We start from the raw sequence: 17,980 nt of genomic DNA on the forward strand, positions 1-17,980 counted from the left end.
TCTTCACGAAGTCAGAACCGGTACGCTCCTCCAGCCTTCGCGGTCTTCCTGATCGAATCAGCAACTACTGTTCAGTCGTGGGCTTCCTCCTCGAATCATGTGGGCCCGAACGAGCGAACTACAGCAGCCGTTCGACCGCGCCCAGCGACTCGAGGATGTGGTCGGGCTCGACGCTCGCCGACTCGAGGGTCGCCTCGTCGGTGATCCCCGTGAGCACGAGTGCGGTCTCCATTCCGGCGCGCTCGCCGAGCGCGATGTCAGTGTCGAGGCGGTCGCCGACGACGAGGACGTCGCCGGGATCGGCGCCGAGGCGATCGATCGCCGCCTCGGCCGCGACGCTCGAGGGTTTGCCCAGGATCGCGTCGGGCTCGCGACCCCCGACGGCGCCCATCGCCGCCAGGATCGCCCCCGAACCCGGAATCAGCCCGTCCTCGACCGGGATCGTCGTATCCGGATCGGTCCCGTAGAAGGCGGCGCCGTCCCGGAGCGCCCGCAGCGACTCCCACAGCGTCCCGTAGGAAAAGTCGCTGTCGAACGAGCCGAGCACGACGTCGGCGGCCTCGGGGTCGTCGGTCAGCCCGACGTCGGCGTCCGCGAGGATCGACTCGAGGCGGTCGTCGCCGACCAGGTACACCGACGCGTCGGGATGGGTCGAGGCGAGATGCGCCGCGGAGACCGTCGCCGAGGTGAGCACCCGCTCGGGATCGACGTCGACCCCGTGGGGCTCGAGCTTCGAGCGGTAGTGATTGCCGCCCCGGGTCGGGTTGTTCGAGAACAGCAGCCGATCGCAGCCGGCCGCCTCGAGGGCCGCCAGCCCGTCGGTCGCGCCCGGCAGGAGCCGCTCGCCGCGGACGATCGTCCCGTCGACGTCGAGGATCGCCGCCTCGTATGTCATCTCGCGTGGGTACGGACGGACGCGGGTTGAGTGTTCGGATCCGCGATACCGCGCGGAGTGTGAGCGCTGCGGCGCCCGCAACCGACGAGCGCTCGACCGCGGACGTCTCGTGGCCGTCGCCCGATCGGCGTGGGAATCCTTATCCGCCGACCGATCGTAGGCCGCGGTATGGCACTCGAGGTCGAGCCGCCGGAGCCCCCGGAGCTGTCGTTCGTCGACCCCAACGAGTACGAGGACGCGACGATCAGCGCCGCGGACCCGACCGAGATCGATTACCGACGCGAGGAGTTGCAGGCCTTCCTCCGCGAGGGCGCCTGGGAGGAAGCCTTCGAGGAGTGGCTCGAGGACACCGACCTTGACGAGCGCGAGTACGGGATCGCCCGCGACCTCGACCTGTTCGCGGGCTTTGACTTCTTCTGGGACGACTTCGCCGACCGTGTCGGCTACCACGCTCCCGGGATCCCCGAGGACTGGCAGGAGCGGGAGTACCACCCCGGGCTGGACACCTGGGGGACCGTCTCGTCGATCAACGCCGAACTCACGGAGTTCGGCCAGATCGTCTCGGTCGTCCTCAAGGAGGAGTACGTCGACTGGGAGGCCGAGTACGAACCCCCCGAAGACCTGCCCGACTTCGACTGACCGACCCGACTACCGGACCGCGACCAGCGCGAACGTCTCGGGTCGATCGCGGGCGCTCTCGATCGTGAACCCGCCCGCCTCGAGCTGGGCGACGGCCTCCTCGAGGGAGTACCGCTCCGCGAGGTCTGGGCCGTCCTCGCCCGTTCCGTCGGCCGACCAGTCGACGGCGACGAGTCGACCGCCGGGTCGGATCACCCGCGCGAGTTCGGCGACCGCGTCGCCGGGACGCTCGTCGCCGCCCGAGTCGGCGTCCAGCGGGCTCGCGTACTCGTGGTGGGTCATCGTCGAGTACGCCCCGTCGAGCTCGTCGTCGGCGAACGGCAGCGCCGACACCTCGCTGGTGACGAACTCGACGGTTTCGGGAGCGCCCTTCTCCCGGTAGCGGTCGTGCATCGCCGACTGGACGTCGACCGCGTAGACCGTCCCGGCAAACGGCGCGACGTCGTCGGTGTAGAACCCGGTTCCGGACCCCAGGTCGGCGACGACGTCCTCGGGGGTCGGCGCGAGTAACTCGAGCAGTTCCTCCCGGGAGCAAAACCGGTACCGGGAGGGGTCCTCGAGCGCGTCGGCCCGTTCCATCGGAAACGTGTGGAAACCCATGGTCGAGGTTGGCGCCGCCGACACTTCCCAGTTTTTGTTCGAGCCGTCGGGACCTCTCGCGGGTCAGTCGTACAGCAGCTCTCTCAGTTCGGTTTCGTCGGCCACGTTTGGCTGGCCCGATTCCTCGTTCATCGCGTCGACACAGCAGGACAGACAGAGCAGCTGATAGCAGTTCGGACTCTGCCAGCGCTCCCGCTCGAGCCACCATCCCTCGGTCTCCTCGCCGTCGACGCGGGTCCCGCACCGCTGGCAGGGCTTGGGGGCGCAGGGCGGGTTCGGACTGGGGAAGTACGGATCCATACGGGACCTTCGACCCGAGGAAGTATCGGTTCCGGGGTCGCTTCTCGAGGTGTGCGCTCCAGCCCGGGGCCGGGGTTCGGTCCACACCGAACGAGTGTACGCCGTTCGAAATCGGATAAGAATTTATTCTTATGCGAGTTTGGTTCGACAACCATACAGTATCTGATATTATCCGGGTCCGCATATATCAGCGTTCTCATCCGCTGTCGCGTACGTTTCGGCTACTGAGGTCCGATATTCGGTAGGAAGTGACACGCTCGGATCAAAGGCCACCATGTTTATACATAAGGAAGATGATGGCCGAACCGTATGTCCGAAACCGGGGCGGAGCCGCGTCCGCCGAGCCGAGCGCTTCCCGATCCAGCGACCGCATCGAACGTCCGGTACGACCCCTCGCTCGAGGAGCTGCGCGAGCTCGCCGAACGCGAGGAGACGACGACGGAGTTCGGCTCCCCGTCGTACGTCAGCGACGTTCGGTCGCGGAGCTCCGATCGGACGAAAAACGCCGTCGACCACGGGTTCGTCGAGCGCGATCACGCGTTCGTCGAGCGCGCGGTCGAGGCCGCCGGAAGCGACGAGATGCTCTGCGTGGACCGGTTGATGGGGCGCCACCCCGAGGCGACGTTCTGCTGTCGGCTCTACGTCCCCGTCGAGCACGCCCGGATCGCGTTCGCCTGGGCGAGCCTGTTCGAGCCCAGCGATGGCCGCGAGCCGGACTTACAGACGGTACAGCTGCCCGACGCCGACGAGACCGCGATCCGGATCCTCCCCGACGAGGGGTTCACCGCGGTGCTGGGCAGCGACTACACCGGCGAGGCCAAGAAGTCGTTCCTCCGGCTGTTTATGTACCGTCTCAAACAGCGGGGCGGGCTCGGCCTCCACGCCGGGAGCAAGCGCGTCCGCGTCCGCGACGCCGACGGCGACCTGCGAGACGTCGGCCAGCTCTTTATGGGACTGTCGGCGACAGGCAAGTCGACGCTGACCGCCCACGGCTGCTGGCTCGACGGCGAGGAGGGCGCGACCATGCTCCAGGACGACGTCTGCGGACTGTTGCCCGACGGGACGGCCCCCGGCAGCGAGGGGAACGGACTCTTTATCAAGACCATCGGACTCGACGAGGACGAACAGCCCGCCCTCTACGAGGCCGCGACCGACGAGTCGGCGATCCTCGAGAACGTCGCCGTCGACGACGACGGAACGGTCGATTTCGACGAGTCGCGGTACACGGAAAACGCCCGCGCGATCGTCCAACGCGACGAGCTCTCGAGCGCGGCCGACGAGATCGACCTCGACCGGGTCGACCAGGTCTTTTTCATCACGCGCAACCCGCTGATGCCGCCGGTCTCGAAGCTCTCGACCGCGCAGGCCGCTGCGGCCTTCATGCTCGGCGAGTCGATCGAGACCAGCGCCGGCGACCCATCGCGAGCGGGCGAGTCGATCCGCGTCGTCGGGACCAACCCCTTCATCGTCGGCCCCGAGGGCGAGGAGGGGAACGTCTTCCACGACCTCATCGACGAGCTTGGGGTCGACTGCTACCTGCTCAACACCGGGTATCTCGGCGCCGACGCTAAGGACGTCGGCGTCACCGAGTCGGTGACGATCCTCACCGAAACCGCCCGCGGTACCGTCGAGTGGACCGACGACGACGCCACCGGATTGACGATTCCCGCGTCGGTGCCCGGAATCGACATCGACGACTACTACGTCCCCGATTACGTCGACGACTACGAGTCGGCCCTGGCGGAGCTGCGACGGGAACGCCGCGAGTACCTCGCGGAGTTCGACGAGCTCCGCGAGGAGATCCTCGAGGCGGTCTACTGAGCGACACGTCGTTCAGCGTCCGTTATCGTTCGCGGCGAGCGCCAGGGGGTCGTCCGGAAATCGGCGGATCTCGAGCGGGTCGCCCTCGAGGCGGCTCGCCGACGTGACGATCGCCGTCGATCGGTGACTGAAACGGGATCCGAGAGACCGACCGAAACGGTCGGCGGACGGAGACTAGGGAGTTCGTTCGGCGGACCGGGCCGTCGCAGTCGCCCGGATCGGGACGCGAGAGAAGGGTGAACGTAATTGGCAAGTTACCCCGGGGATTTCAGCTAGAGCCGAATTACACCGCGGAACGGGATATTTATCACTGAAATGGCAGTCCCAGTTTAAGCTGGACGCTCTCCCCTGTCACGAACGCGGGCATGAGCGTACGTACAATACTCGTCGTAATAGTCGCGCTGATGGTGCTCGGCTCTGGCGGAGCCACAGCCATCGCAGCGGGTCCCGCTGCAACCAGCGTCGACGACAACGACAACGACACAGCAGACGGCGAATCGACAGACGCCTCCGACGACGGAGCGTGGCAGGTGACAATCGAAGAGGCGACGGTCCTCGTCCTCGTCGAAGACTCCGGGGACGATGCGGCCGGAGACGAGTCGGATGATGACGGACTGACCGACGACTCGACCGACAACGAGTCGGATGATGACGGGCTGACCGACGACGACTCGGTCGACAACGATTCGGTCGACGATGGACTGACTGACAACGACTCGACCGACAACGACTCGGTCGACGACGGGCTGATCGACAACGAATCGGACGACAACGACTCGATCGATGACGGGTTGACCGACAACGAATCGGACGACAACGAGTCGGTCGACGACGGACTGACCGACGACGACTCGACCGATACGGACAACGAATCGGAAGACGAGTCCGTGAGCGCGAACGGCGACGACGCACAGGAGGTCACGATCGGCCAGGCGACGGCGTTCGTCCTTCTCGAGGAGGAGCCGACCGTGGAATCGACCGACGAGAACGGCGCGACCGACGCGTCCACCGGCGACGAAAACGACACGGCCGACGACATCAACGAGTCCGACGACATCAACGAGTCCGACGACGCGCTCGACGCTTCCGAAAACGGCGACGACGAGGCCGACGATCAGCGCCAGGTGACCGTCTCCGAGGCGACGATCTTCGTCTCGGTCGACGAGCTCGACGGCCTCGAGAACGAACTCGACGCCGTTGAAACCGACGGAACCGACGGCGAGAGTAACGCGTTCGTCTACGAGGGGCCGCTCGAGGTGACCATCGAAGAGGCGACCCTCGCTCAGCACGACGAAGCGTCGACCGACGAGGACCCCGTCGCTACCGATGACGCCTCCGACGGCGTCGACGACGAAGGACCGATGGACGACGACTCGGTCGATGACGCTTCCGAAGACGACCACAGCGTAACGGACGACGAGTCCACCAGCGACGAAAACGACACCGACGCGTCCCAGAACGGCGCGGATAACGTATCCGACGACGCCTCCGGCGGCGTCGACGACGCCTCGACGGACGAGCCAGTCGACGCGTCCCCCGACGACGGACTCCGCGTAACGATCGAAGAGGCGACGATCTTCGTGATGATCGCCGGCACCGACGAACCCGCGGACGAGATGCCGACTAACGATTCCACCGCGGATGAGATGCCGACTAACGATTCCACCGCGGACGAGACGCCGACCGACGACTCCACCGCGGAGGAACCGGTCGACGGAGCGCCCGCTGACTCCGAGGAACCCGCGTCACCGATCAGCGAGAACGGCGCTGCCGAGGCGGCGAACGGCGGCGCAGCCGACGGAAAGACGGCGAACGGCGGCACGGCCGGCGATCAGACCGCCGACACTGCCTGCTAGCGACCCCTCGAGGGGATTTTTTGCCGATCGACCGGGAGCCGCGGCTGTGCTCGAGCGAGCGCCGTCCTCAAGGATCGATGGGGATCGGTATCGTTATCCGGACCGTACCCTCACGGCTCGGTTACCGTCCCGTTCCGATGGTGGTGGCAGCAATTGCCGGTCATGGATACCGTTATGTGCGTCGAGTTCGCACACCCGGTAATGAACGCACAGGTACGGAAACCGACGACGCGAGTATGCGAGGAGTGCGAGCGAGCGGAACGATGGGACGAAGAACTCGGCGCGTGGCAACTGGTTCTGGAGGACGGCGACAAACGAGTCGGCAATCCTCACTGCATCCACGAGTGGGACATCACGGGGACGTTCAACCCGATAACGGGGAGCTGCGACGACGCCTGATCGCGGCGGCTAGATCGGCCACGCTTTTTGTCCGCTACCGACGTAACTGCGCGTATGCCGACGATCTACGTGACCGCGCCGCCCGAGGACGCCCCGTCGATCGCCGAAACGCTGCTCGAGGAGCGACTGGCCGCCTGCGTCAACGAGCTGTCGACGACCTCGACCTATCGGTGGGAGGGCGAGGTCCACCGCGACGAGGAGGCGGTCCTGCTGGCGAAGACGACCGACGACGCCGCCGCCGACCTCGTCGAGCGGGTCCGGGAGCTGCATCCCTACGACGTCCCCTGCATCGAGCAGTTCGACGAGGCGGACGTCCTCGAGTCGTTCGCCGAGTGGCGCGCCGACGCCGTCGAGTAGTCGCGTACGCCAGTCGGTACCAGGCGTCGACTGCCCGAAAAAGCAATCCTTAAAACTCGCGCACGGGTTGTGACGGGTATGGCTGGAACCATCGAAGTGCTCGTTCCGGGTGGCCAGGCCAACCCTGGCCCACCGCTCGGTCCCGAGCTCGGACCGACCCCCGTCGACGTGCAGGCGGTCGTACAGGAGATCAACGACCAGACCGAAGCGTTCGACGGCACCGAAGTACCCGTCACCGTCGACTACGACGACGACGGCTCGTTCTCGATCGACGTCGGCGTCCCGCCGACGGCGGCGCTGATCAAGGACGAGGCCGGTTTCGAGACCGGTAGCGGCGAGCCCCAGAAGGACTTCGTCGCCGATCTCTCGATCGATCAGGTCAAGACGATCGCCGAGCAGAAACACCCCGACCTGCTCGCCTACGACACGAGAAACGCCGCGAAGGAGGTCGTCGGCACCTGCGCCTCGATGGGCGTCACCATCGAGGGCGAGAACGCCCGCGAGTTCAAGGAGCGGGTCGACGACGGCGAGTACGACGACGCGCTGTCGGCGTAACGCGGTCCGCTCTCGTTTTGCGGTGCGCTTTCCTCGAGTGCCAGCGGTCGCTTCAGCGTTCCCGTTCGACGAGCGAACGGACCACTGCGCCGGACGGCGGCCACCCACGTCGCGGATGTAAGCGGCTCGGAAGCGGCGCCCTCGAGGACGACCGAACGGTCGCCATTCGCCCGGGGAAAACCGCCGTCGACGGCCGCGCCGATCCGGCGGGTTCGGGCCGGAGACACACGGGCAGGACAGTTCGACGGGTTTAAGTTCGGCATCCCACTTTTCTCAACAGAGACAGGCCTAGCCTGTTTCACTGACCCGTAGGAGCACTCCTGCGTACTACGGAGGTGAACGATGGCAGATTCGGATATTCAAACAGCAGTCACTCGCGCACTCGAGGACGCGCCCGATCGGAACTTCACCGAGACGGTCGACCTCGCGATCAACCTGCGCGATCTCGACCTGAACGAACCGTCGAACCGTGTCGACGAGTCCGTCGTCCTGCCGTCCGGAACCGGCCAAGAGACTCAGATCGTCGTTATCGCCGAGGGTGAGACCGCCGTCCGCGCCGAAGAGGCCGCGGACCAGGTCCTCTCGGAGAGCGACGTGGCCGATCTGGACGACGACGAGGCCAAAGACCTCGCAGACGAGACGGACTTCTTCATCGCCGAGGAGGCGATGATGCAAGATATCGCCCGGCATCTGGGTACGATCCTCGGTCCCCGAGGGAAGATGCCGGACCCGCTCGGACCCGACGACGACGTCGTCGAAACGGTCAACCGACTCAAAAACACCGTGCAGATTCGCTCCCGGGATCGGCGCACGTTCCACACGCGCGTCGGTGCCGAGGACATGGACGCCGAGGACATCGCCGACAACATCGACGTGATCCTGCGACGCCTGCACGCCGACCTCGAGAAGGGGCCCCAGAACATCGACACCGTCTACGTGAAGACGACGATGGGCCCGTCCGTGGAGGTGGCCTGAGATGAGCGCAGAGGCCGAACGCAAGACCCAGAACCTTCCCCAGTGGAAGAAAGAGGAGGTCGACGAACTCGCCGACCTCATCGAGAGCTACGAGAGCATCGGCATCGTCGGCATCGCCGGCATTCCGAGCAAGCAGCTCCAGGACATGCGCCGCGACCTGCACGGCAGCGCCGAGTTGCGGGTGAGCCGCAACACCCTGCAGGTTCGCGCGCTCGAGGACGCCGGTCTCGGCGACCTCGTCGAGCACGTCGAGGGCCAGGTCGGGCTCGTAGGCACGAACGACAACCCGTTCGCGCTCTACAAGGAGCTCGAGGCGTCGAAGACCCCCGCCCCGATCAACGAGGGCGAGGTCGCGCCCAACGACATCGTGGTCCCCGAGGGGGACACGGGTGTCGATCCGGGGCCGTTCGTCGGCGAACTCCAGAGCGTCGGCGCCAACGCCCGGATCCAGGACGGCTCGATCCAGGTCATGGAGGACTCGACGGTCCTCGAGGCCGGCGAGGAGGTTACCGCCGACCTCGCGAACGTCCTCAACGAGCTGGGAATCGAGCCCAAGGAAGTCGGACTGGACCTTCGCGCCGTCGTGGCCGAGGGAACGCTGTTCGACCCCGAGGACCTCGACATCGACGTCGAGGCCTACGAGAGCGACCTCGCGACCGCGGCCGCGCGGGCGCGGAACCTCTCCGTCAACGCGAGCTACCCGACCGAGGCGACGGCGCCGACGCTGGTCGCGAAGGCCACGGGCGAGGCCAAGAGCCTCGGCCTGCAGGCCGCGATCGAGGACGAGGCGCTTATGCCCGACCTCGTCAGCAAGGCCGACGCGCAGCTGCGCGCGCTCGCGGCCCAGATCGACGACGAGGAGGCCCTGCCCGAGGAACTGCAGGGCGTCGAGGCACCCGCCGAGTCCGCGTCGGCTGACGACGCGGACGAGGCAGACGAATCGGCAGACGACCAGGAAGCCGAGGCCGACGAGGCCGACACCGACGATGACGACGACGACGAAGACGGCGGTGGCGGCGGCGAAGGGCTCGGCGCGATGTTCGGATAACTAACTCGAGGTAATTACAATGGAATACGTTTACGCTGCACTCATCCTGAACGAAGCGGGCGAAGAGATCAACGAAGACAACCTGACCGACGTGCTCGAGGCTGCGGGCGTCGACGTCGAGGAGTCCCGCGTCAAGGCGCTCGTCGCCGCGCTCGAGGACGTCGACATCGACGAGGCCGTCGACGAGGCCGCCGCCGTCCCCGCCGCGGGCGGCGCCGCAGGCGGTGCCGCAGCCGGCGAGGCCGCGGACGAGGAAGACGAGGAAGCCGCCGAAGAAGAGGAAGCCGCCGAGGAAGACGAGGACGACGACGAGGACGAGGACGCCGGCGGCGAGGGCCTCGGCGAGCTCTTCGGCTAAGTCGCGACGCGACGATTCGACGACCCCGTTATTTTTTCGAACCCGCACCTACAGCGGTAGCGCCGCGATTCTCGGCGACGCTCGAGTTTAAGTTCGAAGCCGAGGCCAACGACGGCGATGATCGAGCTCGTCGGGGATCCCGGGCTGGCCGTGCGGCTGCTGGCCTGGGTGCTGGCGGGTTCGGCGCTCGGAACGCTGAGCGGGCTCGTACCCGGATTGCACGCCAACAACTTCGCGCTGTTGCTCGCCGGAATCGCTCCCTCGGTTCCCGGGCCGCCGCTTTTCGTCGGCGCGGCGATGCTCGCGGCCGGCGTCGTCCACACCTTCCTGAACGCCGTCCCCGCGATGGCGCTTGGCGTTCCCGATGCGGAGATGGCCGTCACTGCCCTACCGGGCCACCGGATGGTGCTGGCCGGTCGGGGGTACGAGGCGATTCGGCTGTCCGCGCTCGGGAGCCTGCTCGCGGTGGTGGTCGCGATCCCGCTCGCGGTTCCGGTGACGCGGGTCGTGACCGCGGCGTACCCGACGATCAGGGGCAATCTCTCGCTCGTGCTGGCGCTGATCGCGGTCGCGCTGATCGCCTCCGAGCGGAGCTGGTCCGCCAGGGCGGGCGGGGAGCTCTCGTTTACTCTCGCGACAATTCTCGGGGCGGCGACGCTGGATCTCTCGCCGGCGGCTCCGCTCGAGGCCGGCGGGACCCTCTCGCCGCTTTTCGCGGGGCTGTTCGGCGCGCCGGTGTTGATCGACGCGGTCCGGGGCGGTGGGGTCCCGTCCCAGACGGACGCGACGCTCGCGCTGTCGCGACGGCTGGTCGGGGCGACCGCGGTCGCCGGCGCCCTCGCCGGCGCGGTGGTCGGCTACCTGCCGGGGATCTCTGCGGCGATCGCCGGCGTCGCGGCGCTCGCGTTCGTTCCCGGCGACGCGGGCGATCGGGGGTACATCGTCGCCACCAGCGGCGTCGACACCGCCAACACGATCTTCGCGCTGTTCGCCCTGCTCGCGATCGGCCAGCCCCGAACCGGCGTGATGGTCGCCTTCGAGAGCGTGAACGCGCCCCTCGAGATCCCGGTCCTGCTGTCGGGAATCCTCCTGCGGGCGTCGTCGGCTTCGTCGTCGTGATCGCGGCGGGTGACGCCTACCTCGAGCTCGTCGGTCGAACGGCCTACTGGAAGATCTCGACGGCCGTCCTCGGCGGGCTAATCGCGCTCTCGTACCTGTTTACCGGCGTGGTCGGGATCGCCGTCTTCGTCGCCGCGGCGGCGGTCGGAATGGTACCGGTCCGTCTGCGGTCCAGGCGGGTCCACCTGATGGGCGTGTTGATCGGCCCGCTCATGCTCGGCCTCTAGGGGCGCAACCGCGTGTCCGAAATTTATCCCATCGCGGTCCGAAACGGCGCACGATGACGCTCGACAGATACGCTGACGCGATCGCCGACCTCGAGCCCGCCGACGGCGAGGTCGAAACTGCGGAGCTGGTCGTCGAGGACGACGTGCTAGTCAAGGCCTTCGCGCTCGGTCCGGGGGCGACCCTCGAGCCCCACGAGCACGGCGACAGCACGAACGTGTTCCACGTCCTCGAGGGGACGGTGACGGTCCTGCAGGACGGCGAGGACGAGCACGTCGAGGCGCCCGGCGTCGTGGTCCACGAGCGAGGCGTCGAACACGGCGCGGAGAACGAGACCGACGAGACGGTCGTGTTCACGGCGAGTCTCTGCCCGCTGCCGTCCTGAGCCGGCGCTCGAGCGCCGGACGAGACTGTCGACGAGGTGTCGTCGCGGCCGCGATCGAGTCGTCGCCGATACCGACGGCTTCCGAACGTGGGGTGTCAAAAAGCGGATCGTCGCTTCCCGCCGTCGAAAGCGGCAGAGAGAGAGACGGAGTTAGTTGCGGACGACGTTCGTCGCGCGGGGGCCCTTGGGGGCCTGTTCGATATCGAATTCGATCTCCTCGCCTTCCTCGAGGTCCGGGCCGCCGACGTCTTCCATGTGGAAGAACACGTCATCGTCCGCGTCGTCCGTCGAGATGAAACCGTAGCCGCCTGTGTCGTTGAAGAAATCAACGTTACCTTTCGCCATTACAACCAATCGTTCGTCCGGCCGACGGATAAGGGTTCCGAGGGTCGTGGTACCACGAGCGTCGACGCCGCGATCGGTCACTCCTCGAGCAGCGATTCGACGTACTTCGTGACGTGGTCGTCCATCCGTCGCTTGTACCCCGCTTGGCGGGCGAGCCGATCGAGCTCGCGGGCGACGAGGCTGCCGTACTGGACCGCCTTCTTGTCTCGAGTCGCGATCTCCGCGGGCAGATACCGGGCTGCGACCCGTCGGAATCCGCGTTTTCGAACGTCCGCGTCGGCCAGCAGCTCGTCGGGCAGCCGGAGCGCCGCGTCGATCACGGCGTCGTAGAGCAGCGGCGCGACGGGCTCGAGCCCGGCGGCCTCGATCGCGCGCACGTCGCGGGGCAACTGTTCGGGGAGGCTTCCGATCTGCTCTCGAACCGCACCGCGGACGGTATCGGCCGCGACGCGGTGGTCGAGGCGGACGACCTTCTCGTAGCCGCCGAACAGCTCGTCGGCGCCCTGCCCGACCGCCAGCGCGTCGTAGCCCTCCGCGGCGACGCGTTCGGCGACCAGGTACAGCGGAAGGGCGATCTGAACGTCCATCGCGTTCGTCCGCCCGATTGCGCGGGCGACCTCGGGGACCGCCCGCTCGAGGTCGGCGGGTTCGAGCTCGACGGTCCGGAGCTCGCGGCCCATCGCGTCGGCCGCGGTTCGGGCGGCCTCGAGGTCGTGGCTGTCCGGGAAGCCGACGACGTAACTCGGCGCGTCGAGGGTCTCGGCGACCAGCGCCGAGTCGACGCCCCCGGAGAACGCGACCGCGACGTCTCGATCCGCGCGTCGAACCCGGTCGCTCGCCCTCCGGATCGCTCGATCGAGCGCCTCGAGGGCCGCCTCGCGGTCGGGCTCGGGCGTCGGTTCGGGAACCGACCAGACGCGCCGGGACTCCGAGCCAAGTTCGCCGACCGAACCCGCCGGGAAGCGGACGGGATCCTCGAGGACGTGCGGTTCGAACGCCCACCGCTCGCGCGTCCCGCGCTCGACGAACAGCGGGACTCGCCCCAGCACGTCCCGGACGAGCCGGCCGTCGAGTTCGCCCGCGAAGCCCGCGGTTCCCGGAAGCGGGTCCCCGGTCTCGAGGGCGTCGCGAACGGTCTCGGGATCGGCGCCGCGAAGCGTCATCGGAGCAGTCCCACGACGGTGTTTCTGACTCGGCGCGTGACGCCGCCGCCGAACTGGCGGAAACTGATCCGCCAGGGCGTTCGCTTCCCCTCGACCGACGTCTCGCCCCGACGGATCGCCTCGAGGATCGCCTCGGCCGAGCGCTCGTCGGCGTCGACGCGGGTGATCGCCTGGCCGACCATCTCCCCGATGTGGGCGTCGCTGCCCGCCGTCATCGGGAGGCCGCGCTCGCGGGCGAAGCGCTCGGCCTGGCGGTTCGCCCGCCCGGTCAGCAGCCTGGAGTTGTAGATCTCGATCGCGTCCCCCGCCGCGAGTTCCTCGCGGGAGATCCGGGCGGTCACGCCGTGGCGCGACTGCTGGAACGGGTGGGGGATCACCGCCAGCCCGCCCTGCTCGCGGATCCGCTCGAGGGTCGTCCCGTAGGACAGCCCCGGCGGAACCGCCTCCTCGATCCCCAGGCCGAGAACGTGGCCGGCCGTACTCGAGATCTCCATGGCCGGAATGCCGACCAGTCCGTACTCGGGGGCGCGCTCGGCAGCCTCGAGGCTCGCGTCGATCTCGTCGTGGTCCGTGATCGCGATCGCGTCGAGGCCGACGGCCTCGGCCTGTTCTAAGATGAGCTCGACGGAGTCCCGGCCGTCGTAGGACAGCGACGAGTGGGCGTGAAGTTCGACCGACAGCACGTTCCGATCTTTCGCGCGATCGGTCAAAAACGCCCCGATCGCCGGCGCGAGCGCCGTCAGTCGGTGTCGGAGCTCGAGAACGGGAAAGGGGCGAGCGACGACGGCGGTGGAGGGGTTGCGCCAGCGGGGACGCGGGTTCGACGAGCCCCGGGCAGTCCGGTATAGTCAGATGCCGTATAAGTATTTTTCTAAAAACAGCACGGTGGCTAGTACAGTTGCGCAATCGGAAACGAAAACGTAAACGAAAATGGAACGGGACGCGTCCCATCCACAATTCGAATCTGTACGTGGTAGAACCGACGAGCGAGCGAGATCGAACTGCCACAGTCCTACGAGGGGGCGTCTGAAACCGAGGCAATCTGGAATCCTTAATGGAAATAAAATATTTCGATGATTTTATCGTCTAGATCATTGATTCACTGCCCGTATACCCGTATGCACCGAAGAAGATTCATCGAACTGGGACTTGCGACCTCGGGGCTGGCACTGGGGAGTACAGCGAGCGCGGACGAGGGTCGGTATCGCCCCGGCGGGCCGTGGGCGCCGAACGAACGCGCCGTCAACTACAGCGGCTACCTCGACAACGAACAGCTCGGGGAGCGACTCCGCCGACTCGACGAGCGAAGCAATCGGATCGAACTCGAGCAGATCGGCGAGTCCGCCGGACGTGGCGATCCGATCTGGGAGGTGACCGTCGGCGACGGCGACGAGCGTGTCCACGTCATCAACCAGATCCACGGCAACGAGCCGACCGGTGCGGAGGCGATGGTCAAAATCCTGCAGCGGCTCGCGGGGGGGTCCGGACCGGAAATCGAGCAGATCCTAGACGAGTTGACGATCACGATCGTGCCGCGCGCGAACCCGGACGGGGCGAACTTCGTCGGCGAGGACGGACTCGAAGACGACGGCGAGTTCCGCCAGCGGCGGTACAACACGACGGAGTGGGAGGAAGGCGACTCGAGGTACAAGAACGCGAACTCGTACGAGGACGATCTTGACGTCCCCGGGTACGATCTGAACCGCGGATTCAGTATCATCCCTGGATTCAGCCCGGGCGACGAAGACGAGGACTGGTGGAACGTCGAGGACGAGGAGGCGAAGCTAGGGAACCTGAACGTCCCCGTCGACGAGGTCGGCCTCGAGTTACGGGACGGCAATCCCTACGACGAAATCTGGAACGCCGGGTTGAATCTCAATCCGGAAACGCAGGCGATCACCGACTCGTTCCTCGAGTCCGACCCCGACTGGGCGCTCACGCACCACCACCAGGGGCCGACCGCCGTTCCGGAGTCCTCGGACGGAAACTCGGGGCCGCAACAGCAGTCGATCATGAGCGTGATGGCGCCGTACGGACCGACGTACGCGAACCTCGAGGGCGTCGACTACGCGGACTTCGTCGGTGAGGGGAACCCGTTCCTGTCCGTCGACGCGCAGACCCGCTCCCTCGAGCTCGCGGGGCTCGTCCCGGAGCAGATGGACCAGTTCGGCCGAAGTCGGCTCGACACGATCACGCGGTACGCGTACGGCCCGCTCTGGGGTTCGTATCTGGACGCGCTCTGTCCGCAGACCGACGCCGCCGGCGCGCTCTACGAGGTCTCACACCAGAGCGACGACCGCGGGCACAAGGCCCTCGGAACCATGGTGAAAGTTTCCGTCGAGGGGATCATGGCGACGTTCGAGCGGATCGCGGACGGCTCGATCCAGGACGTCGACGAGATGAGCTACTTCGACTTGCCGATCCCGGAGGATATCGACAACCCCCACAACGAGCGCTGACCGCCTCGCAGAACTCGCGCCGAACCGGACGCGACTCAAACGCGCCTCGAGACGGACGACGGTTCCGTCTCTCGTCGTGGGTCGGTTCCGATTCGGTCTCGGTCCGACCCGAGTCGACGCGATCGTATTGAATCCACGAACGTGCATATAGAAACCCATATACTGCCCGGCTTTCATCACCTAGGTGAATGAGCCTTGCCGATTCGGACCGCGAACTCGTCGTCGAGGAGCTCGAGCGAGAGCCCACGCCCGCGGAGGCGGCGCTGTTCGAGAACCTCTGGAGCGAGCACTGCGCGTACCGCTCCTCGAGGCCGCTGCTGTCGGCGTTTGACAGCGAGGGCGAGCGGGTCGTCGTCGGGCCGGGCGACGACGCCGCGGTCGTCGCGCTGCCGGACCCGGAGACGGGTGAGAACAGCGACACCTACGTGACGCTGGGGATCGAGAGCCACAACCACCCCTCCTACGTCGACCCGTTCGACGGCGCCGCCACCGGCGTCGGAGGCATCGTCCGGGATACGCTGTCGATGGGTGCCTACCCGATCGCGCTCGCGGACTCGCTGTACTTCGGGAGCTTCGACCGCGAACACTCGAAGTACCTGCTCGAGGGCGTCGTCGAGGGGATCAGCCACTACGGCAACTGCATCGGCGTCCCCACCGTCGCGGGTAGCGTCGACTTCCACCCCGACTACGAGGGGAATCCGCTGGTGAACGTCGCCTGCGTCGGACTGACCGACGCGGACCGCCTCGTCACCGCCGAGGCACAGGAGCCGGGCAACAAGCTCGTCCTCGTGGGCAACGCCACGGGACGGGACGGGCTCGGTGGCGCGAGCTTCGCCAGCGAGGACTTAGCGGAGGACGCCGAAACCGAGGACCGCCCCGCGGTTCAAGTCGGCGACCCCTACGCCGAGAAGCTGCTGATCGAGGCCAACGAGGTTCTCGTGGACGAGAACCTGATCGAGTCCGCACGCGACCTCGGCGCCGCCGGACTGGGCGGGGCCTCGAGCGAACTGGTCGCCAAGGGCGGGCTCGGCGCCCACATCGAGCTCGATCGGGTCCACCAGCGCGAGCCGAACATGAACGCCCTGGAAATCCTGCTCGCGGAGTCCCAGGAGCGGATGTGTTACGAGGTCGCTCCGGAGAACGTCGATCGCGTCCGCGAGGTCGCGGAACGGTTCGATCTGGGCTGTTCGGTCATCGGCGAGGTCACCGACGGGAACTACACCTGCACCTTCGAGGGGAGCGAGGCACGAAACGCCTCGGACGAACCGAGCGAGGAACGGAGTGACTCGCGAGGCCGCGAGACGGTCGTCGACGTCGACGCTCACTTCCTTGGCGAGGGCGCGCCGATGAACGACCTCCCTGCGGAGGAGCCCGACGCGCCCGAAACCGATCTGCCCGACGTCGACCTCGAGGACGCCCTCGAGACGGTCGTCTCGAGCCCGAGCGCGGCCTCGAAGCGCTGGATCTACCGCCAGTACGACCACGAGGTCGGCGTGCGGACGAGCGTCGGACCGGGCGACGACGCGGCTGTCATCGCCGTCAGAGAGGCCGACACGGGCGTCGCGATCTCATCGGGCGCCGCGCCCAACTGGACGGACGCCGCGCCCTACGAGGGCGCCCGCGCGGTCGCCCTCGAGAACGCGACCAACATCGCGGCCACGGGCGCGACCCCCCTCGCGGCGGTCGACTGCCTCAACGGCGGCAACCCCGAGAAGCCCGACGTCTACGGCGGCTTCCGGGCGATCGTCGACGGGCTCGCGGAGATGTGCGAGACGCTCTCGACGCCGGTCGTCGGCGGGAACGTCTCGCTGTACAACGACTCCGTCGCGGGGCCGATCCCGCCGACGCCGACGCTCGCGGTGGTCGGCGCGAAGGCGGGGTACGACGCACCGCCGCTGTCGGTCGAGCCCGAAGGCGAACTGGTGCTGGTCGGCGACCGCGCCCTCGAGTCGGACGACGCCAGGCTCGGCGGCTCCGAGTACCTCGCGCGCTTCAGCGGGAGCGACCGGTTCCCCGCCCTCCCCGAGGAACCGGCCGCCCTGATCGAGACGCTTGCGGCCGTCGCCGACGACGATTCGACGCTCGCGGTCCACGACGTCGGTCACGGCGGGCTGGCGGTCGCACTGGCCGAAATGGTTACGCCGGACGCGGGACTCGAGGCGTCGATCCCCGGCGACGATCCCGCAGGGGCGCTGTTCCACGAGCAGCCGGGTCGTGCGCTGATCCAGACCGACGATCCCGAGTCCGTCCGCGAGGCGTTCGACGGCGTCGCGCCGGTGACCGAACTCGGGCGCGCGACCGACGAGGGACGCCTCGAGATCGACGTTGGAGACGATCGCCTCGAGGTCGACGCGGCGACGATCGCCGACTGGCGCGCGACGATCGAGCGCGAACTCGACTAGACGGCGAGACGCCCGATAGATTGATATACTCACGCGCGGAATTACCGACTAACTGATACCTATAGGGGGTGGATCTCGC

Annotated in this window: 18 protein-coding genes and 1 pseudogene; 13 read left to right on the forward strand and 6 right to left on the reverse strand. The window is 67.4% G+C overall.

What is annotated here, in order from left to right:
* Positions 1-118: 118 nt before the first annotated feature.
* On the reverse strand, positions 119-895 hold the full coding sequence (locus GWG54_RS15310; protein WP_167938601.1) for an HAD-IIA family hydrolase: 777 nt from the start codon (positions 893-895) through the stop codon (positions 119-121).
* A gap of 168 nt (positions 896-1,063) precedes the next feature.
* Here GWG54_RS15310 and GWG54_RS15315 point away from each other — a divergent pair, with 168 nt between their 5' ends.
* The gene (locus GWG54_RS15315) at positions 1,064-1,534 is read left to right on the forward strand and encodes a hypothetical protein (RefSeq protein WP_167938602.1); all 471 of its coding nucleotides are present in this window, start codon (positions 1,064-1,066) and stop codon (positions 1,532-1,534) included.
* Positions 1,535-1,543: 9 nt separating this feature from the next.
* On the opposite strand, the gene GWG54_RS15320 is transcribed toward GWG54_RS15315, so the two are convergent.
* Both GWG54_RS15320 and GWG54_RS15325 read right to left on the reverse strand, forming a co-directional pair.
* On the reverse strand, positions 1,544-2,134 hold the full coding sequence (locus tag GWG54_RS15320; protein ID WP_167938603.1) for a class I SAM-dependent methyltransferase: 591 nt from the start codon (positions 2,132-2,134) through the stop codon (positions 1,544-1,546).
* 63 nt (positions 2,135-2,197) lie between these two features.
* A complete protein-coding gene (locus GWG54_RS15325) occupies positions 2,198-2,434 on the reverse strand; it encodes a hypothetical protein (RefSeq protein WP_167938604.1) in 237 nt (78 codons plus the stop codon).
* A 309-nt stretch (positions 2,435-2,743) separates the two neighbouring features.
* On the opposite strand from GWG54_RS15325, the gene GWG54_RS15330 reads away from it, so the two are divergent.
* The 10 genes and pseudogenes from GWG54_RS15330 to GWG54_RS15375 all read left to right on the forward strand — a co-directional run bounded on the left by GWG54_RS15330 (position 2,744) and on the right by GWG54_RS15375 (position 11,532).
* Positions 2,744-4,255: a phosphoenolpyruvate carboxykinase (ATP) gene (locus GWG54_RS15330; protein ID WP_167938605.1), complete on the forward strand. Its 1,512-nt coding sequence runs from the start codon at positions 2,744-2,746 to the stop codon at positions 4,253-4,255.
* Positions 4,256-4,620: 365 nt separating this feature from the next.
* Positions 4,621-6,111 carry a hypothetical protein gene (locus GWG54_RS15335; protein ID WP_167938606.1) on the forward strand — a complete coding sequence of 497 codons (1,491 nt, stop codon included), beginning with the start codon at positions 4,621-4,623 and terminating at the stop codon, positions 6,109-6,111.
* Positions 6,112-6,312: 201 nt separating this feature from the next.
* Positions 6,313-6,510, forward strand: coding sequence for an HEWD family protein (locus GWG54_RS15340; protein ID WP_167938607.1), 198 nt, complete (start codon positions 6,313-6,315; stop codon positions 6,508-6,510).
* Between the two features lie 54 nt (positions 6,511-6,564).
* Positions 6,565-6,867, forward strand: a complete 303-nt coding sequence (cutA, locus tag GWG54_RS15345) for a divalent-cation tolerance protein CutA (protein WP_167938608.1) — start codon at positions 6,565-6,567, stop codon at positions 6,865-6,867.
* 78 nt (positions 6,868-6,945) lie between these two features.
* Positions 6,946-7,422, forward strand: coding sequence for a 50S ribosomal protein L11 (locus GWG54_RS15350; RefSeq protein WP_167938609.1), 477 nt, complete (start codon positions 6,946-6,948; stop codon positions 7,420-7,422).
* A 342-nt stretch (positions 7,423-7,764) separates the two neighbouring features.
* Positions 7,765-8,397 carry a 50S ribosomal protein L1 gene (locus tag GWG54_RS15355; protein ID WP_167938610.1) on the forward strand — a complete coding sequence of 211 codons (633 nt, stop codon included), beginning with the start codon at positions 7,765-7,767 and terminating at the stop codon, positions 8,395-8,397.
* Between the two features lies 1 nt (position 8,398).
* Complete coding sequence (locus GWG54_RS15360; protein WP_167938611.1) at positions 8,399-9,445, forward strand: 50S ribosomal protein L10; 1,047 nt, start codon at positions 8,399-8,401, stop codon at positions 9,443-9,445.
* A 19-nt stretch (positions 9,446-9,464) separates the two neighbouring features.
* Positions 9,465-9,803: a 50S ribosomal protein P1 gene (gene rpl12p / locus GWG54_RS15365; protein ID WP_167938612.1), complete on the forward strand. Its 339-nt coding sequence runs from the start codon at positions 9,465-9,467 to the stop codon at positions 9,801-9,803.
* Between the two features lie 117 nt (positions 9,804-9,920).
* Positions 9,921-11,149: pseudogene (locus tag GWG54_RS15370) on the forward strand (tripartite tricarboxylate transporter permease).
* Positions 11,150-11,202: 53 nt separating this feature from the next.
* A complete protein-coding gene (locus tag GWG54_RS15375; RefSeq protein WP_167938613.1) occupies positions 11,203-11,532 on the forward strand; it encodes a cupin domain-containing protein in 330 nt (109 codons plus the stop codon).
* 150 nt (positions 11,533-11,682) lie between these two features.
* Here GWG54_RS15375 and GWG54_RS15380 read toward each other — a convergent pair whose 3' ends face one another.
* From GWG54_RS15380 to GWG54_RS15390, 3 genes are all read right to left on the reverse strand, one after another.
* Entirely contained in the window at positions 11,683-11,877 is a 195-nt protein-coding gene (locus GWG54_RS15380) for a cold-shock protein (protein ID WP_008425784.1), read from the reverse strand.
* A gap of 77 nt (positions 11,878-11,954) precedes the next feature.
* Positions 11,955-13,040, reverse strand: a complete 1,086-nt coding sequence (locus GWG54_RS15385; protein WP_167938614.1) for an asparagine synthetase B — start codon at positions 13,038-13,040, stop codon at positions 11,955-11,957.
* Complete coding sequence (locus tag GWG54_RS15390) at positions 13,037-13,723, reverse strand: PHP domain-containing protein (RefSeq protein WP_167938615.1); 687 nt, start codon at positions 13,721-13,723, stop codon at positions 13,037-13,039. Before GWG54_RS15390 ends, GWG54_RS15385 begins: the two co-directional genes overlap by 4 nt.
* Positions 13,724-14,158: 435 nt before the next feature.
* On the opposite strand from GWG54_RS15390, the gene GWG54_RS15395 reads away from it, so the two are divergent.
* Together GWG54_RS15395 and purL are read left to right on the forward strand one after the other, a co-directional pair.
* A complete protein-coding gene (locus tag GWG54_RS15395) occupies positions 14,159-15,499 on the forward strand; it encodes a M14 family zinc carboxypeptidase (protein WP_167938616.1) in 1,341 nt (446 codons plus the stop codon).
* A 188-nt stretch (positions 15,500-15,687) separates the two neighbouring features.
* The gene (purL, locus tag GWG54_RS15400; RefSeq protein WP_167938617.1) at positions 15,688-17,901 is read left to right on the forward strand and encodes a phosphoribosylformylglycinamidine synthase subunit PurL; all 2,214 of its coding nucleotides are present in this window, start codon (positions 15,688-15,690) and stop codon (positions 17,899-17,901) included.
* Positions 17,902-17,980: the final 79 nt, after the last annotated feature.

It is taken from the genome of Natronococcus sp. JC468 (assembly GCF_012163165.1).
Lineage (GTDB): Archaea > Halobacteriota > Halobacteria > Halobacteriales > Natrialbaceae > Natronococcus > Natronococcus jeotgali.

Coding starts and splice junctions, on each gene's coding strand:
- GWG54_RS15310 (WP_167938601.1), bottom strand. CDS start 895: ATGACATACGAGGCGGCGATCCTCGACGTCGACGGGACGATCGTCCGC.
- GWG54_RS15315 (WP_167938602.1), top strand. CDS start 1,064: ATGGCACTCGAGGTCGAGCCGCCGGAGCCCCCGGAGCTGTCGTTCGTC.
- GWG54_RS15320 (WP_167938603.1), bottom strand. CDS start 2,134: ATGGGTTTCCACACGTTTCCGATGGAACGGGCCGACGCGCTCGAGGAC.
- GWG54_RS15325 (WP_167938604.1), bottom strand. CDS start 2,434: ATGGATCCGTACTTCCCCAGTCCGAACCCGCCCTGCGCCCCCAAGCCC.
- GWG54_RS15330 (WP_167938605.1), top strand. CDS start 2,744: ATGTCCGAAACCGGGGCGGAGCCGCGTCCGCCGAGCCGAGCGCTTCCC.
- GWG54_RS15335 (WP_167938606.1), top strand. CDS start 4,621: ATGAGCGTACGTACAATACTCGTCGTAATAGTCGCGCTGATGGTGCTC.
- GWG54_RS15340 (WP_167938607.1), top strand. CDS start 6,313: ATGAACGCACAGGTACGGAAACCGACGACGCGAGTATGCGAGGAGTGC.
- cutA (WP_167938608.1), top strand. CDS start 6,565: ATGCCGACGATCTACGTGACCGCGCCGCCCGAGGACGCCCCGTCGATC.
- GWG54_RS15350 (WP_167938609.1), top strand. CDS start 6,946: ATGGCTGGAACCATCGAAGTGCTCGTTCCGGGTGGCCAGGCCAACCCT.
- GWG54_RS15355 (WP_167938610.1), top strand. CDS start 7,765: ATGGCAGATTCGGATATTCAAACAGCAGTCACTCGCGCACTCGAGGAC.
- GWG54_RS15360 (WP_167938611.1), top strand. CDS start 8,399: ATGAGCGCAGAGGCCGAACGCAAGACCCAGAACCTTCCCCAGTGGAAG.
- rpl12p (WP_167938612.1), top strand. CDS start 9,465: ATGGAATACGTTTACGCTGCACTCATCCTGAACGAAGCGGGCGAAGAG.
- GWG54_RS15375 (WP_167938613.1), top strand. CDS start 11,203: ATGACGCTCGACAGATACGCTGACGCGATCGCCGACCTCGAGCCCGCC.
- GWG54_RS15380 (WP_008425784.1), bottom strand. CDS start 11,877: ATGGCGAAAGGTAACGTTGATTTCTTCAACGACACAGGCGGCTACGGT.
- GWG54_RS15385 (WP_167938614.1), bottom strand. CDS start 13,040: ATGACGCTTCGCGGCGCCGATCCCGAGACCGTTCGCGACGCCCTCGAG.
- GWG54_RS15395 (WP_167938616.1), top strand. CDS start 14,159: ATGCACCGAAGAAGATTCATCGAACTGGGACTTGCGACCTCGGGGCTG.
- purL (WP_167938617.1), top strand. CDS start 15,688: ATGAGCCTTGCCGATTCGGACCGCGAACTCGTCGTCGAGGAGCTCGAG.